13 protein-coding genes are annotated in these 13,832 nt (G+C 66.3%); 1 reads left to right on the forward strand and 12 read right to left on the reverse strand.

From position 1 onward, the window contains the following. Window position 1 precedes the first annotated feature (1 nt). The 7 genes from xylB to E3T35_RS18525 all read right to left on the reverse strand — a co-directional run bounded on the left by xylB (window position 2) and on the right by E3T35_RS18525 (window position 7,810). Window positions 2-1,411, reverse strand: a complete 1,410-nt coding sequence (gene xylB / locus E3T35_RS18495; RefSeq protein WP_241988914.1) for a xylulokinase — start codon at window positions 1,409-1,411, stop codon at window positions 2-4. Between the two features lie 32 nt (window positions 1,412-1,443). Continuing rightward, window positions 1,444-2,949 (reverse strand): mannitol dehydrogenase family protein, encoded by a 1,506-nt coding sequence (locus E3T35_RS18500; protein ID WP_134380590.1) that lies wholly within the window; start codon window positions 2,947-2,949, stop codon window positions 1,444-1,446. Window positions 2,950-2,960: 11 nt separating this feature from the next. Further along, the gene (locus E3T35_RS18505) at window positions 2,961-3,677 is read right to left on the reverse strand and encodes an HAD-IA family hydrolase (RefSeq protein ID WP_198421049.1); all 717 of its coding nucleotides are present in this window, start codon (window positions 3,675-3,677) and stop codon (window positions 2,961-2,963) included. Next, the gene (locus tag E3T35_RS18510; RefSeq protein ID WP_092338587.1) at window positions 3,674-4,474 is read right to left on the reverse strand and encodes a DeoR/GlpR family DNA-binding transcription regulator; all 801 of its coding nucleotides are present in this window, start codon (window positions 4,472-4,474) and stop codon (window positions 3,674-3,676) included. Before E3T35_RS18510 ends, E3T35_RS18505 begins: the two co-directional genes overlap by 4 nt. 41 nt (window positions 4,475-4,515) lie before the next feature. Beyond that, entirely contained in the window at window positions 4,516-5,412 is an 897-nt protein-coding gene (locus E3T35_RS18515; protein WP_134344898.1) for a carbohydrate ABC transporter permease, read from the reverse strand. Beyond that, window positions 5,409-6,386: a carbohydrate ABC transporter permease gene (locus tag E3T35_RS18520; protein WP_134344897.1), complete on the reverse strand. Its 978-nt coding sequence runs from the start codon at window positions 6,384-6,386 to the stop codon at window positions 5,409-5,411. Before E3T35_RS18520 ends, E3T35_RS18515 begins: the two co-directional genes overlap by 4 nt. A gap of 83 nt (window positions 6,387-6,469) precedes the next feature. After that, window positions 6,470-7,810: an ABC transporter substrate-binding protein gene (locus E3T35_RS18525; RefSeq protein WP_198417731.1), complete on the reverse strand. Its 1,341-nt coding sequence runs from the start codon at window positions 7,808-7,810 to the stop codon at window positions 6,470-6,472. A 256-nt stretch (window positions 7,811-8,066) separates the two neighbouring features. Between E3T35_RS18525 and E3T35_RS18530 the strand changes: the two genes are divergently transcribed. Beyond that, a complete protein-coding gene (locus tag E3T35_RS18530) occupies window positions 8,067-8,831 on the forward strand; it encodes a DeoR/GlpR family DNA-binding transcription regulator (protein ID WP_092338580.1) in 765 nt (254 codons plus the stop codon). Window positions 8,832-8,839: 8 nt separating this feature from the next. Here E3T35_RS18530 and E3T35_RS18535 read toward each other — a convergent pair whose 3' ends face one another. The 5 genes from E3T35_RS18535 to E3T35_RS18555 form a co-directional block, all read right to left on the reverse strand. After that, window positions 8,840-9,607, reverse strand: coding sequence for a hypothetical protein (locus E3T35_RS18535; RefSeq protein WP_134380593.1), 768 nt, complete (start codon window positions 9,605-9,607; stop codon window positions 8,840-8,842). Between the two features lie 28 nt (window positions 9,608-9,635). Beyond that, window positions 9,636-10,256, reverse strand: a complete 621-nt coding sequence (locus E3T35_RS18540) for a hypothetical protein (RefSeq protein WP_134344893.1) — start codon at window positions 10,254-10,256, stop codon at window positions 9,636-9,638. Then, window positions 10,253-10,597 carry a PadR family transcriptional regulator gene (locus tag E3T35_RS18545; RefSeq protein ID WP_134380596.1) on the reverse strand — a complete coding sequence of 115 codons (345 nt, stop codon included), beginning with the start codon at window positions 10,595-10,597 and terminating at the stop codon, window positions 10,253-10,255. Before E3T35_RS18545 ends, E3T35_RS18540 begins: the two co-directional genes overlap by 4 nt. Before the next feature lie 179 nt (window positions 10,598-10,776). Beyond that, window positions 10,777-11,718, reverse strand: coding sequence for a serine hydrolase (locus E3T35_RS18550; protein WP_134344891.1), 942 nt, complete (start codon window positions 11,716-11,718; stop codon window positions 10,777-10,779). A 95-nt stretch (window positions 11,719-11,813) separates the two neighbouring features. Next, a complete protein-coding gene (locus E3T35_RS18555) occupies window positions 11,814-13,778 on the reverse strand; it encodes a M13 family metallopeptidase (protein ID WP_134380599.1) in 1,965 nt (654 codons plus the stop codon). Window positions 13,779-13,832: the final 54 nt, after the last annotated feature.

A 13,832-nucleotide genomic window follows, 5' to 3' on the forward strand; every position in this document is an offset into this window, starting at 1 on the left:
GTCAAACCCCGTAGATCAAGCCGCGCTGCTCGGCGTAGCGGGCGCGCACGTCGACGGCCCAGTCCCGGGCGGCTGAGGGCGTAAGTTCGGTCGCGATCTCGCGCTTCCACTCGGGAAACTCGCCGTCAAGGGCCCAGGCGGCCTGCCGGGCGGCGCCGAGAGCCACGTATTCGCCGGGGGCTGGCAGCAGGACCGGCACGCCGAAGACATCCGCTGCGATCTTCTGCACAGCAGGCGATTGTGAGCCGCCGCCGATCAGAATGACCTGGCGCACGGGCACGCCCTGGCTGCGCAGCGAGTCGAGTGCGTCGGCGAGGCTGCAGACCAGTCCCAAAACGGATGCCTGGGCCAGGTTTTCGGGGCGCATATTGCCCCGTTGCATGCCGGTCAGCGAGCCGGTGGCATCCGGCAGGTTCGGGGTGCGTTCGCCGTCGAGGTAGGGCAGCATGAGCAGACCGTCGGCGTCGATCGGGGCGCTCAGAGCGAGCGCGCCGAAGCGTTCGATGTTCACGTCGAGCATACCGGCCGTGGCTACGAGCGTGCGGGCACCATTGATGGTGGCGAGCAGGGGAAGCTGACCGCCGGCGGCGTCGGCGAACCCGGCGACCGAGCCGGAGGCATCCGCTATCTGGGCAGCGGTGCTGGCGAACACGGTGCCGCTCGTGCCGATAGACACGATCACGTCGCCTTCTTCGGCCCCGAGGCCGAGTGCGGCTGAGGCGTTGTCGCCGGCGCCGGCCGAGACGATGACGCCGCCGCTGGTGACCCCGGCCCGCTCCGACGGGCCGAGCACCCGCGGCACCCTGGCTGCGCGGCCGAGGGCGGACTCGAGCAGATCCAGGCGGTACTCGTTGCTGTGCACCGAGAAGTATCCGGTGCCGGAGGCATCGCTGCGATCGGTCGTGGCCTCGACGGGCCGGCCGAGAATGTTCCAGGTGAGCCAGTCGTGCGGCAGCAGCACCTGTTCGACGCGGGCGGCGAGCTCGGGCCGGTTCTCGTGCATCCAGGCCAGCTTCGTGATGGTGAACGACGCGACCGGCACGACGCCGACCTCGTCGGCCCACATCGAGGCACCGTACTGCTCGGTGAGCGCTCTGGCCTGCGGGGCACTGCGAACATCGTTCCAGAGCAGGGCGTCGTGCACGGGCGTGCCGGTGTCATCGAGGGCGACCATGCCGTGCTGCTGCGCGCTCACTCCGAGAGCGAGCACGTTGCCGGCGCCAGCGGCCGCGTCGGCGCCTCCGGCTTGCTCGAAGGCCTCCCACCAACGCGCAGGGTTGATGCTCGTGCCGTCGGGGTGGGGTGCGCTCTGCAGCTGCAAAAGCTCACCGGTGTCGGCGTCGACGCTCACGACCTTGCAACTCTGGGTCGAGGAATCGACTCCGACCACCACGCGACGTTTCAGTGCCAACGCATCTCCTTTGAAACCTAGTTGTGATCAGCCTAATCGAGGGACTTCAGGAGATGTTCGAGGGTGCCCCGGGCTCCGACCGTGTGCAGCAGGCCAAGCGCATGGTCGTAAGCCGCCACGAAGGCGTCGTCGTCGATCAGGTCACCGAACAGGTCCCGGTCGCGCAGGAAGGAGTGCGGGTCGCTCGCGTAGCCGGTGGCGTTCTGCATGACGGTGTCTTTGACGCGGTCGACAACGTCGATCGGTTCACCGTGCTCGTCAATGCCCTCGGCGTAGCGGGCCCAGCTCGCCACGATCGCGGCGGAGAGGGCGAGCTCGCCGCCCCGGGCGGACTGCTCGCGGATCACCGGCAGCAGCCACTTGGGAATGCGGTCGCTCGACTCGGCGGCCAGGCGGGCAACGGTGTCGCGCACCCCCGGGTTGCTGAACCGTTCGATGAGCTGCGTCTTGTAGTCCTCGAGGTCGATGCCGGGTACCGGCTTGAGCGTCAATGATCCCTCGCGGTCCATGTAGGCGCGCAGGAACCCGGCGATGAGCGGGTCGGCCGCGGCGTCGTGCACGAGGCGGTAGCCCATCAAATGCGCAAAGTAGGCGAGCCCCTGGTGGCTCGCATTGAGCAGGCGCAGCTTCATGAGCTCGTACGGTTCGACGTCGCTCACGAGCTGGGCGGCCGACTTCTCGTACGGCGGGCGGCCGTCGGTGAACGCGTCTTCGAGCACCCACTGCAGGAACGGCTCGCAGACTACGGGCCAGTGGTCGGCGAGACCGAAGGCCTTCGCGATCTGGGCGCGGTCGTCGTCGGTTGTGACCGGGGTGATGCGGTCGACCATAGAGTTCGGAAAGCTCACGGAGGCTTCAATCCAGGCGCCGAGGTCTGCGTCCTTGGCCGTGGCGAAGGCCACGAAGGAGCGGCGGGCGACGCGGCCGTTGTCCTGTAGATTGTCGCAGGACATGACGGTGAACGGCGGGGTCGAGCGTTCGCGTCGACGACGCAGGGCCTCGACGACGAGGCCGAAGACCGTCGTGGGGGCGGCATCCGCTTGCAGGTCGGCGGCGACCTGCGGGTTGCTGAGGTCGAACCGGCCGCTGACCGGGTGGATGTTATAGCCGCCCTCGGTGACGGTGAGGGAGACGATTTTCACCTCGGGGCTCGCGAGGCGTTCGATCACGGCCTCCACGTCGTCGGGGGCGAACAAGTAGTCGATGATCGACCCGATCACGCGGGCGTCGAGCGTGCCGTCCGGGTGTTTCACGACGAGCGTGTACAGGCCGTCCTGCACGAGCAGGGCGTCGCGCATGCGGGCGTCGGAGGGCATGACGCCGACACCGCAGATGGCATAGTCGCGGGCGAGGCCCTGCTCGAGCAGGTCGTCGATCATGAGGGCCTGGTGCGCGCGGTGAAAACCGCCAACGCCGAAGTGCACGATGCCGGCCGTGAGACCGGTGCGGTCGTAGCTGGGAACCTGCACGGTCGCGGGCAGCGACGACAGCGTCGCGTTGCGGAGCTCGACCAGGGCGGGAGTCGTGGTGTCGGTCATGGGTTCCTCATTCATTCGGTGTGCGATTCAATCGGAGCAGCGCGGGCGGGGTCGGCGCGCAACTGCACCGCGCCTCCCAGATACAGCAGGGTGCCGTCAAAGCGGATGCCGGCGAGGTCTGCTAAAACGAGGGTCGCCCCGGTGTCGAGTCCGCGCACGCCGATGCCGACGGTGAGCCCGATCTGGGCGGCCTGCGCCGACTCCACGCCGGCGTCGGCGTCTTCAAACACGACGGCTCGGCGCGGGTCGATGCCGAGCCGCTGCGCCCCCAGGCGATACGGGTCGGGGGCGGGTTTGCCGCGCGTCACATCGTCGAAGGTGACGAGGCCCACCGGGCAGGGCAGCCCAGCAGCCCGCAGCCGGGCGCGGGCCACGACGGCCACGGCGCTCGTCACGATGGTGAACCGGGCGCTAGGCAGCGCCAGCAGCAGGTCGCGGGCGCCGGGCAGGGCTCGCACGAGCGGGGCCGTTTCGACCTCTTTCAGCATGAGCGCGTGGTCCGCGCGGTGCACGTCGACGGCCGGCACGAGTTCGGCGATCGTCTCCCTGGCCGGTCGGCCGTGGATGATGTCGCGGTTAAAGTCGAAGCCGGGAGCATACTCGACGGCCCATTCGTTCCAGGCTACGGCGGCGGCTTCGTCGGAGTTGACGAGCACCCCATCGCAGTCGAACAGCAGGCCGTCGATCGGGTAGCTGCCGATCTCCGACGCCAGGCTGGCCGCCGTCACTGTGTGATCTCCGATTCGAGCGCGCTCGCACGCAACACGGGCACGCCGGCCTCGGCGGCCAGGGCGAGGATCGCGTCATTCACTTCCCCGTCGACGACGAGGTGGTCGACCTCGTCGAGCTGAGCGAACTTCACCAGGCCGTGCGCTTGGAACTGGTCATGGTCGGCGACGAGCACGACGGTGGTGGCGGCATCCATCGCGGCGCGCTTGATGCGGGCGGCTTTCGGGTTGGCAGCGAGCAGTTGGCCGCTCGGGGTGAGGCCGCTCACGCTGATGAACGCGAGGTCGATGCGAATGTGCTCGAGCGATTCTCGGGCCCACTGGCCGGATTGCGAGTCGTCGACCGGATCGACGGCACCGCCGAGGTTGTAGACCGAGAGTTCGGAGTTGCGGCTTGCCACGAGGGCCACCGGAATCGAGGTCGTCACCACCTGCAGCGCGGCGGAGTTCGGCAGGCACACCGACAGCGCCTCGGCAATCGGCCCGGCATCGAGAAAGAGGATGCCGCGCTCCGGCAGCAGGGTCGCCGCCAGGGTGGCGACCGGGTGGGCGACCGGTTCGGGCACCGTCAGCCGGTCGAGGTCATTGACCGGGTCGGCGACGCTGATCGCACCGCCGTGGGCTCGACGCAGCCGTCCGTCGTCTTCGAGGGTGCGCAGGTCGCGGCGAATAGTCTCCTCCGCAACGGCGAGCGACTCGGCGAGCTCGTTCACCTCGACCCGGCCGGCACCGGCGAGCGCGAGCAGAATGCTCGCGCGACGGTCATCGGCGCTGCGACTGGTTGGATCCGGTTTCATGTGGGCTCCCCTGGTGTTCTCGACGACAGGTGTTCTTACAACTACTTGATCGCGCCCATGGCGAGGCCCGTGACGAGGCGCTTCTGCGCCAGCCAGCCGGCCAGGACCACGGGAAGAACCGCGAGAGTCGATGCTGCCGAGAGTACCGCGAGAAACTGCCCGCGCCCGTCGACGAAACTGCCGAGGAACGGGGGAGTGGTGCGTGCCATGGTGGAGGTGAGCAGGCTGGCCAGGAAGTACTCGTTCCAGGCGAAGATGAAGCAGATCAGCGCGGCCGCAGCGATGCCGGGGGCGACGATGGGCATGACCACGCGCACGAGCTCGGTGAAGAAGTTGGCACCGTCGATCTGGGCCGCTTCGACGATCTCGAGCGGCACCTCGCTGAAGAACGAGCGCATCATCCACACCGCGAGCGGCAGGTTCATGCCCACGTAGAGAACGCTCAGGGCCGTGATGTTGTCGAGCATTCCGAGTCCCTGCAGCAGCAGATAGATGGGAATGATCGCGGCCGCGATCGGCATGAACCGGGTGGAAATGAAGAAGAACAGCGCATCGGTCGACTTGATGATCGGGCGAATGGAGAGGCCGTACGCCGCCGGAATTGCCAGCAGCAGCACGATGACGGTGCTCATGACGCTCGCGGTGAGCGAGTTGAGCAGGTAGACGCCGAACCCGCGGTCGAGCACCTCGGTGAAGCGGTCGAGGGAGAGTGCGGTGAAGATGGTCGGAGTTCGGGTCGCGGCCGCGGACTCGGTCTTGAACGCGGTGAAGACCATCCAGGCCACCGGAAAGAAGAATCCGAGCGTGACGATCCACGTGAAAATGGTGAGCGCCGTGCTGGTAGCGCGGTGGCGCATCCGCTTGGCACGGCGGTGCGACTGGGCCGGGGCGCTTGCGCGGGGTACGGTGCCGGGCTTGGTGGCGGTGGCGGTACTCATGATTTGGCTCCTTCACTGGAGAAGATCTTGAAGAGCAGGCGAAGGGCGACGCTCGCCACGATGATGGTGAGCAGAACGGTGATCACGCCATAGGCGGCCGCTTCGCCGATTTCGAGGCCCACGAAGGCGCGTTCGTAAAGCAGGTAGGAGAGGGTCTTGGTGCCGCCCGTGCCGCGAGTCATGATGGCGATCGGGTCGAAGACCTGCAGCAGCATGATGCCGCCGAGCAGCACGGCCAGCTCGATGTACTGGCGCAGGTGCGGGAGGGTCATGTGCAGAAAGCTGCGAACTGGGCCGGCTCCATCAACGGATGCCGCCTCCAGCGTCTCCTTGCTCTGGCTCTGCAGCCCGGCGAGCAGGATGAGCATCATGAACGGCGTGTACTGCCAGGTGAGCACCATGATCACGGTGAGGGCGGGAAAGTCGGTGTTCCACTGCACGGGGTCGACGCCGAGCACCGAGAGGCCCCAGTTGACCATGCCGACGTTGGCGTCGAGCATGGACCATTTGAAGATGAGGGCTGCGGCGGCAGGCATCATGAGGAACGGCGTGATGACGAGGGTGCGGGCCAGGCCCTGGCCGAAGAACTTGCGGTTGAGCAGCAGGGCGATGCCGAGGCCGAAGAGAACGGAGAGCACGATCGACGAACCGGTGATGACCACGGTCGCCGACAGTGACTGCATGAACGCGCCGCCGGTGAAAACGGTCACGTAGTTGTCGAAGCCGGCGAAGCCGCGCGAGCCGGGACGCATCAGGTTCCAGTTTTGGAACGAGTAGTAGATGGTGACGAGGAAGGGAATCTGCGTCACGAGAATGGCGACGACGATGGCCGGCCAGACCAGGGTGCGGGCCAGGCGGAGGGCCTTCTTCTGGCCGGCGCTCAGCTCCGGCTTCGGGGGGCGGCGAAGCGTGCGTGACGCGGCGGGGGCCGGGTCGTGCGCGGGTTCAGCCACGATCAAATCTGGCGCGGTCATCTCTGAGTTCCTTCTAGTTCTCGGCGTTGAACTGACGAGGTTTGGGCGGCGCCTGGTCGACGCCGCCCGCGTTTGTGTGCTGGTTACTTCTGGGCGTCTCCGGCTTGCTGGGCCAGCTCCTGGCCCTTGTTGAGAACGTTCTCAACGGTGTCGCGGCCGGCGAAGACGTCGGCGATGTCCTGCGAGACCTGGTTGCCGAGGTCCTGGAACTCCGGCACGGTGACGTACTGGATGCCGACCCACGGCTGCGGGTTCACTCCGGGCTGCGTCGGGTTGACCCCGAGCATGATGTCCTTGGTGATCGGTGCGAACGCCGAGGCTGCGGCGAGGTAGTCGGCGTTCTCGTAGGTCGAGGTGCGGGATCCGGGGGGAACGCGCTCCCAGCCGAGAGTGCTGCCGACGAGGTTGATGTACTCGGTGCTGGTCGCCCAGCTCACGAACTCCCACGCGGCGTCCTGGTTGTTGCTGGTCTTCGGAATGGCGAGGTTCCAGGCCCAGAGCCAGCCGGATTCCTCGGTTTCCTTGACCGGGGCGTGCACGTAGCCGATCTTGCCGGCGACGGCGGAACCATCGGCCTCGATGGGGCCGGCAGCGCTCGTGGCGTCGTACCACATGGCCGCGTTGCCCTGCGAGAACAGGTTGAGGCACTCGGTGAAGCCGGTCGAGACGGGGTCGGCTTCTCCGGCATCCTTCACGAGGTCGGTGTAGAACTGTACGGCTTCGGTGAACTCGGGCGAGTTGACCTCGGCGTTCCAGTCCTCATCGAACCAGCTGCCGCCGAAGGTCTGCACGACAGTGGTCAGCGGGGCGAACAGCTCGCCCCAGCCGGGCTTGCCGCGCAGGCAGATGCCGGCCACGCCGTCGGACTTGAGGGTGCGGGCGAAGCCGGCAACCTCGTCCCAGGTGGGGTTGGTCGGCATTTCAAGGCCGGCCGCGGCGAACATGTCCTTGTTGTACATCAGGAAGGACGACTCGCCGTAGAACGGAACGGCAAAGAGGCTGTCGTCGACGGTGAGGGCTTCGCGCACGGGCGGCAGCAGGTCGTTGACGTTGTAGGCGGTGTCGGCCTCGGCGAGCGGGCCGAGGTCGACGAGCCAGTCGTTCTGGCCCCAGATCGGCACTTCGTAGCTGCCGACGGTGACGATGTCGTACTGGCCGCCCTGGGTGGCGACGTCCTTGGTGACGGCGTCACGCAGGTCGTTTTCTTCCATGGCGACGAAGTTCACCGTGATGTCGGGGTGGGAATCTTCGAAGGCGCCCTTGAGCTCCTCCATGTCCTTCATCTGCGGGTTGTTCACCGTAGCCAGGGTCAGTGTCACCGGGCCGTCGGCCTGCTGTGCGCCACCTCCGGCTCCGCTGCATCCGGCCAAAAGCACACCCACCGAAGAGAAGGCGATTGCGCTGAGGGCAAGCCTTTTCTTCATGGAATAAGACTTCGTCATCTCAAACCTCTTCATCGTCGACACGTCCTTGTGGACTGGTATGTAGTTACTGTGACCCGATTGAGTGGAAAAAGCAACTCAAATTGTGGTTTTGTGATGTTTTTGTGACGACAAAATGCCCGAGTCTGCATTATTTTTGCTGTGAAACCACAAAAACGGATGCCATCGGCCGGCTTCCGCCCGCCGGATTGCTAGTCTGAGGCGACGGCTGCGCGCCGTCGACTGCGAGGAGGCAGGCATGTACCCAGCGGAACGACAGGCCGCGATCATCGCGCTCGCGCAGGGTGGCACCGGCGAGATCTCCGTGGCCGCTGCGAGCGTCGCGCTCGAGGTCACCGCCGAGACCATTCGCCGCGACCTCGTGGTGCTCGAACGCCAGGGCGTCATCCGGCGCCAGCACGGCGGTGCCCGCCTGGTGCAGAGCACGCCGTTCGAGATTGCCCTCGCGCAGCGGCGGTTGGAGAACGCGCCACAGAAACATCGCATCGCCCAGCGTGTGCTGCAGGAATTGCCGGAGGATGGCGTTGTGCTGCTGGATTCCGGCGCACTCACGCTGGTGATCGCATCCGTTTTTCCGGAGGACCGGCGATTGATCGTCGTGACCAACAATCTGCCCGCTGTGCGGCTGCTTTCGCGTAAACCGCTGCTCACGGTGCTCGCGCTGCCCGGTCGGGTGCGCAGTGTGTCGCAGGGAGCGGTCGACGAGTGGACTCGGGCACGCATCAGCCAGCTCAACGTGGACGTCGCGTTCGTCGGCGGCAACGGCCTGACCGCCGAGGCCGGGCTCACGACGACCATTCCCGACGAGGCCGAGGTGAAGCGTGCCATGATGCTGTCGGGTCGGCGGCGAGTGCTCGCCATGACCTCGAGCAAGATCGGTCAGAACTCGTTCTGCCACGTCGCCGACGCCAATGAGTTCGACCTCATCATCACCGACGACGGAATCGACCCACGCCAGGCCCGCAAGCTGAGCGCCGCCGGGCCGGAGCTCGCGATCGTCTGAGCTGCGACCTAGCGCGCAACCGGCTCGCCGAACAGCGCGAACAGCCAGATCACGATCGATACCATCACCATCGACCAGGTGACCAGGCCCAGAAATAGGCGGGTTGCGAGCGAGGGGCCTGATGCCGGCGTGACGCCCGGGTCGATGAGGGGATCCTCCCGCAGGGAATGGCGTGCCTGGCTCCAGATCGCCGGAACGAGCACGAGCAGCGCCGAAATGATCACGACGGCCAGCGCGGGAACCGTGAAGAGAGTAACAGCGGAGTCGATCGCGAGGTTCAGCCCGATGGGGAGGGCCAAGCCCAGCAGGACGGCGACCACGAACATCCAGGCCCGCGGGCGCACCCGCGCGAGCGACCGCAGGAACGTGGGCATCAGTACGGCGCCGACGATCACGAGGACGAACATGGTGATGGTGGGCAGATCGACGCGCACCGCCTCCCCCTGCACGAGCGGCAGCGCCGACACCGTGAACCCGATGAGCCCCAGCACACCGAGACCGGCCCGCAGGCCCACCCCGTTCACCGCGCGTTGCGGCATGGTCGCCAGGCCGAGCTCGGCCGCGTAGTTCCTGGGGCTGCCGAAGCACTCTTCGGCGCTCGTTCCGGAGTCGGCCAGAAACTCCCGCGCACTGGCCAGCGCATCGCCGATGTCGATGCCCGGCACCGCGAGCAGTCGCAATTCGATCGTGAACTCGTCGAACCAGGTTGCGTCGTCCAGCTTCGCCGAGCGGATGCCCGCGCTGCCGTTTTCGAGATCACGCGGGTTGGTCGTCATGATTCGGCCCCTCTTGTTGGATCGGACATCAATTACTCGGGTAGAGGGCGAAGGTGAGCACGAAGCTGATGGCACCGTAGACGACCATGATCCAGTTGGCACCCACGTACAGAACGCGAGATACCCGGGTCGGGCGCGGCTCGGGGTCACCGCCAGGCTCAATGATGGGGTCGTCCTGGAAGGTGTGTCGCACCTGGTTGAAGATTGGGGGTGCCAGCAGAAGCACTGCGGCTCCGATGGCGATCGGCACCGGCGGGAGCGTGAACAAGATCAACTGTCCCTGATACACGATGAGCGCGAACGGACCCCAGCACACGAATGGCAGCCCACACGCGACCAGCCATAACCGAAAGCGACGAGCGCGCACTATCCAGGGGATGACTCGGGGTATCAATGCAATTGTCACCACCATCCCGGCCAGGCTTATGAGCATCCACAACCGCACGACCAGAGTCTCGTCACCGGCCGCAAGGGGAAAGGACGCTTGCGCCAGCACGACCAGCCCGATGGCACCTATGCCGCTGGTCACTAGGGTCACTCTGGCCGCAGCCCCGGCCGGAGGCAGTGTCGGGAGGTCGAGCGCGGCGGCATAGTGCTGGGCGCTGCCGGAATCGCTGCTGTCGTGATCGATCGGGTTGCTGGTCATCATGATTCGGCCGGCCTTTTCTGCAGGTGATCGTGCACGGTGGTGGAGAAGAGCTGCCAGTGGGCAGACTGGTCCGCAAGTTCCTGCTGCCCGTCATCGGTGAGCGAGAAGTACTTGCGCCCGGGTCCCCCGGCGCCCGGTCGCCATTCGGCGGCGATCCAGCCAGCCGCCTCAAAGCGGGTGAGCAGCGGATAGAGCGTGCCACCCTTGATGGCGCCGAACCCCGCCGCTTCGAGCGCGGTCGCGATCGCATACCCGTAGGTCGGGCCGGGCGCGAGCGTGCGAAGCACGCACAGGCTGAGGGCCGCGCGCATCCAATCGGCCGGCCAGGGTTTCGGTTGCATGACTACATAGTCTCACTAGTTAGTCAGACTGTCTACTTGAGCAGTGACCAGCGCGGGACTTCGCAGAGCTGCGAACCGGGCACGTCGAGCCGACCCGTAGCTTTTAATGACCGAGGTGTGAGTTTCAGGCGCTTGAAACGTTTAAATCGGATCGAAACTCACACCTCAGCACGCGCAACTCAGTGCACGTACTCCAGGAGGTCCGCCCCGACGGCGCGCATACCAGCGAGCACCGCGAGCCGGGTCATCAGCTGGGCGTCGTCGAACACCATCGACACCGCGTAGGTCACGCCGGCACGCGGACCCCGCAGGACTCCCACCTCGCAGCGCACCCCCGCAGCCGTCCCGGTCTTGTTGACCATGAGCAGGCCGTGATCGCTCTCCCGGTGGGCCAGCGGATCAAGTCCGAATGCACTGGCCACGAGCGACAGGTCGGTGTTGAGCGATAGCCAGCCGATCACCCGCGCGCTCGTCTCGGCGTCGACGATCTCGCCGCGGGCGAGCGCGGTGAGCAGCCAGGTGAGTTCCTTGGCGCTGCCCACGGACAGCTGTGGGGCGTCGTCCGGGCCGCGCTTGTCGCGCACCAGGTCGAGCAGCGCCGTGCGACTGAGTCCGAGTTGCTCCGTGCGAGCGCGCACCGAGTGCAGCCCCACGGCGCGAATGAGCACGTTGGTGGCGAGGTTGTCGCTCGTCGCACCGACCAGGGCAGCGAGGTCGGCAACGCCGAGGCGTGAAATCTGCAGGTGCTGCCAGACGCCGGAATCGCCCACGGCATCCGCACTCAACCGTTCGAGCATTGTGGCAAGACCGAATTCGGCGTCGTTCAGGCGCGCGGCCACCTCGATCAGCAGCAGCACCTTCCCCACGCTCGCCGTCGGCATCGACACGTGGTCGTCGACCGAGAACAGCACGCGTCCGGTCGCAAGATCGGTCGCCCGCGCCGAAACCTGCACGCCGTTGAGGGCGAGTTCCCCGAGAAACGCGAAGCCGCGGGTGAAATCCTCAGGCTTGTCCGCCGTGCGGTGCTTGCCGCCGGGGAGTGCGGCGTGGCGAGAACGGGCCGGGACAGCATCCGCTCGGCTGAAGGTAGCGCTGTCGCCATCGCGCCTGGAATAGACCACTGGGTCGATCCTCTCTTCGGCAAACGCCCCGCGCTGGCCTCATCCCCGGCTCAGAAGAACCTGCTCCAGACTAACCCCCGACGGGGGCCACCGGGCTACCAGATGGTGACGCGCTTCTCGGGAGCGAGGTAAAGGTCATCCGCTTCGCCCACCTGGAACGCCTCGTAGAACGCGGGAATGTTGCTGACGATCTGGTTGCAGCGAAACTCGTTCGGCGAGTGCGGGTCGATCGCCAGCAAGCGGATGGCCTCAGCGTCGCGTAATTTCATCTGCCACGCCTGGGCCCAGGAGAGGAAGAAGCGTTCAGCGCCGGTGAGGCCATCGATAACCGGCGATTCTTCACCGTTCAGCGAGAGAAGGTAGGCCTTCCAGGCGATAGAGAGCCCGCCGAGGTCGCCGATGTTCTCGCCGATCGTGAGCGCACCGTTGACGGTGTTCCCGGGGATAGCTTTCGGTTCGAGGCCGTCGAACTGGGCAATGAGCGCGGTCGTGCGCCGCTCGAAGGCTGCCTTGTCGTCGGCGGTCCACCAGTCGGTGAGGCGGCCGTCGCCGTCGTACTTGGAGCCCTGGTCGTCGAAGCCGTGGCCGATCTCGTGGCCGATGACCGCGCCGATCGCACCGTAGTTGGCGGCTGGGTCGCGCGCGTCGTCGAAGAAGGGAAACTGCAAAATGGCGGCCGGAAAAACGATCTCGTTGAATCCGGGGTTGTAATAGGCGTTGATGGTCTGCGGGGTCATGAACCATTCGTCGCGGTCGAGCGGCTTGCCGATCTTGCCGAGCTCACGCTGAAACTCGAACTCGCCAGCGGCCTTGACGTTGCTGATCAGGTCGTCTGCGGTGATCTGGAGGCTGGAATAGTCGCGCCATTTCACGGGATAACCGATCTTCGGCGTGAACTTGCTGAGCTTCTCGAGCGCCCTGGTGCGGGTCTCTTCGGTCATCCACTCGAGGGTGCTGATGCTGTTCTCGTAGGCCGCGACGAGGTTGGCCACGAGCACGTCCATGCTCTCCTTGGCGCTGGGCTTGAAGTGACGTTCCACGTAGATGCGGCCGACGGCCTCGCCGAGGGCGCCCTCCACGAGCGAGACGCCGCGCTTCCAGCGGTCGCGCAGCTGCGGGGTGCCGCTCAGGGTGCGGCCGTAGAAGTCGAAATTCGCCTCCACGAATTCACCAGACAGATACGCAGCACTCGAGCGGATGACCTGCCAGCGCAGCCAGTCCTGCCACGACTGAAGGCGGTCTTCGGTGAGGGTGGTGGCGAGGCCGGCGATGTAGCTGGGCTCCCGCACGACAACCTCTTCGAGAGCGCCGGCCGGGGCGTCGAGGCCCTCCAGCCAGAGGTCAACGTCCGCGCCGGCAGCGAGCGCGGAGACCTGGCCCCAGGTGCGCAGGTTGTAGGTCTTCTCGCTGTCGCGGGTTTCGACCTTGTCCCAGTGATGCGAGGCGAGTTCGGTTTCCAGGGCGAAAACGCGCGCTGCGCGGTCGGCGGCGTCTGCGAAGCCGGCAAGGGTGAACATCCGCTCGAGGAACTCGAGGTACTTGGCCCGAATGTCGGCGAACTTCTCTTCGCGGTAGTACGACTCGTCGGGCAGGCCGATGCCGCCCTGAGCGATGAAGACGAGGTAACGTTCGGGGTTGCCCGGGTCGTTGTCGACGTAGAGGTGGAAGGCGCCGGCGACGCCGCCCCGCTCGAGGCGGCCGAGGGTCGCGAGCAGTTCGGAAATGGTGGTGACGGCGTCGACCGCCCTCAGGTCACTCTCCAGCGGGGTGGCGCCGAGCGCTTCGATGCGTTCTTCGTCGAGGAAGCTCGTGTAGAGGTCGCCGAACTTGCGCTCGAGGGTGCCGGCGGGGGCAGTCTGTGCCTCGACGATGATCTCGCGAACGGCCTTCTCGGCGTCTTCGGCAAGCATCATGAACGAGCCCCAGCGGGCCTTGTCGGAGGGGATCTCGCTGCGCGCGATCCATTTGCCGTTGACGTGCCGAAAGAGGTCGTCTTGCGGGCGCACCTCCGGGTCAAGTTCGTGTCTGTTGATTCCGGATGCAGTCGCCAGTGAGGTCATGGGTTCAGCCTATCTGGGGCGGGTGACAGGTGGCCCAACGGGCGAGATGCGAGC

Origin of the sequence: Cryobacterium sp. TMT1-2-2, assembly GCF_004403505.1 — a bacterium.
Classification (GTDB): Bacteria; Actinomycetota; Actinomycetes; order Actinomycetales; family Microbacteriaceae; genus Cryobacterium; species Cryobacterium flavum.